This is a genomic window from Infirmifilum sp. (genome assembly GCF_049970975.1).
GTDB lineage: Archaea > Thermoproteota > Thermoprotei > Thermofilales > Thermofilaceae > Thermofilum > Thermofilum uzonense.
This window is the reverse complement of record NZ_JBMFLX010000176.1, coordinates 1-2141: the sequence shown is the minus strand read 5'-3', so window position 1 is coordinate 2141 and position 2141 is coordinate 1. Positions and strand designations below refer to the sequence as shown.

2 protein-coding genes are annotated in these 2141 nt (G+C 48.3%); one reads left to right on the top strand and one right to left on the bottom strand.

Annotated elements, in window-relative coordinates:
- Positions 1–1838, top strand: a 1838-nt coding sequence (locus ACP5KC_RS10240) for an Eco57I restriction-modification methylase domain-containing protein (RefSeq protein ID WP_428287516.1), incomplete at its 5' end; no start/stop codon positions are given.
- A gap of 105 nt (positions 1839–1943) precedes the next feature.
- Here the strand turns inward: ACP5KC_RS10240 and ACP5KC_RS10235 are convergent.
- Entirely contained in the window at positions 1944–2117 is a 174-nt protein-coding gene (locus ACP5KC_RS10235; RefSeq protein ID WP_428287515.1) for a hypothetical protein, read from the bottom strand.
- Positions 2118–2141: the final 24 nt, after the last annotated feature.

Genomic DNA, 2141 nt, shown 5'->3' with positions numbered 1-2141 from the left:
TCACTATGCGCCCAAACCAGCAGCTCCTAGCACCCTATACTACTAGGACGCCAAGGGGTGAGGAGAGGAGGAGCGTGGTCTTCGGGAGCTTCGACGCGGTAATTGGAAACCCGCCATATACAAGGTGGACTGAGATCGCTGATAACACACAGGACACTATATTGGAATTATATCGTGGCACGCTAACCACGTACAATCTAACTCCCCAAGTCCAGAGAGGCGTTGAACCAGGCATATACGTTTACTGGATCATACACTCCACGGGCTTCCTCAAGGAGGGCGGGAGGCTCGGCATGATAATAAGCGATTCATGGCTTCAAGCGGATTACGGTGTTAACTTCGGGAGGTTCCTCCTAGACAACTACAAGGTTAGAGCGGTAATAGACATAGGCGCAAGGATTTTCCCAGTGCCACTCATAGGAACTTGCGTCGTGCTCATGGAGAAGGAGTCAAGAGAAGAGGAGAGGATGCGCAACAATATGGTGTTCATGATGCTCAGGCCCCAAAAAAGCATTAACGTAGACAATATACTGAACCTTGTTAAAGAGTACTCCACTAAACCCGGATTCCACAATGTGTCGGATGAAATAATGGTTAACGTGATCCAACAAGAAGAGGTCTATAGGAATAGTGAGAAGTGGATCAGTTATGTATTCAATCCTCAAACCCTATTAGAGGAGCTAAGGAAAAACAGTTACATAATACCATTAGGTAACCTCTTCGAAGTTAGCTATGGAAACACGAGATATCTTTATCTAACGAGTAGAGGGGATGTGAGGGGAGTTAGGAATATTGGTGGTGAGGAGTTCTTCTATCTAACTAAGAATCGAGTGAAAGAGCTTAATATACCAGAGAAGTATCTTCACCCCCTTCTACCATCTTCTAGATATGCAAAGTTCTTCACGTTCACGGAGGATGATTGGAAGGCACTTGTTGAGAGTGAGGCTGAATGCTACTTATTCTTGTGTCACGAGCCGAGAGCAAGTCTGCCCGATAATGTTAGGAGGTACATTGAGATGGCTGAGGGGCCTAAAGCCACTATCAGGCTTAGGAGGAGACCTGGAGAGCACGAGGGGAGACCTGTAAGCGAGTCTCAAGCCAGCCGGAGTAGGAAACGACACAGGCAATCCTTTGTTGACTGGTATGATCTCGGTGGCGTTATCGCGGCTCCAATATATGCTACCTATGGTGCCCGGTACTGGATGCGGTTCGTACTAGCTAGGTTCCAGTGTGCTCTAGATCATAGGATACTTGCCCTTATACCTAGGGAGGGCGTAAGCTTTGATGATACTGAGCTTAAGGCTCTACTGGCGTACCTGAACTCCTCCTTCAGCCAGCTACAGGCTGAGGTTAGGGGTAGGGTGGCGGGGGGTTATGCATTGCTAGAACTAGATGTTAAGCAGTTGGGCGAGTTCCTAGTACTAGATGTTAAAAGGCGTAGAGAGGATGTTAAGGGGTTAGCTAGCCTCTTCGATAAGCTCGAAGACGAGGCTAGGAGACTTGGAGGTGCTGATACCCCTGAGGGCATTTACGGCTCGGAGCTAGCAAAGAAGCTTACTGGGAGAGCTAAGGTGAGATCTGGAGTAGAGGGTCTCTTCAACACGGTGATAAGAGAGATAGACTACGAGATTGGGAGGATACTAGGGTTAGATGGTAGCGTGGTAGAGGATACCAGGAGTCTAGTATTAGAGCTTGTTGAAAGGAGGCTGTCAAGAACCGGAGAGGCTAGGGTCGACGCCCTCAGGGGGTCTGAGGAGCAAGCTGTCAGAAGGGCTAGGAGGAGAGCTGAGAGAGGTGAATCGGGGAGGTCTGTGAAACGGCTCGATGAATTCCTCTAGCATCCCTGGGATTACCCTACTTATCTTATTTACATCTTAAAGGTCTCGTCTTTCTAGGGCGTGTCGAGGGTTTCATTAATATATGTTAGATTGCAGTATGCGATTCTAGTGGAGGGTATTTAACTCTTGTTTCAAGAATTTGAATGGGGTGTCTTGGCACGATGGTTGTACGGCTGGGTGTGCATTGGGGTATCTTGAGGGCACGTAATGGATGTCGAGTTCCCGTGCTAGCGCGAGTAGCTCCTCGTGTCTCTTTATCTTCCTTTTAAGGACCCCCATGTGTCCTAAGTCCACTTAAGAAGC

What these genes read in the sequence shown, in the direction of transcription:
- ACP5KC_RS10235 (WP_428287515.1), bottom strand. Translation starts at nt 2,117, where the DNA reads ATGGGGGTCCTTAAAAGGAAGATAAAGAGACACGAGGAGCTACTCGCG.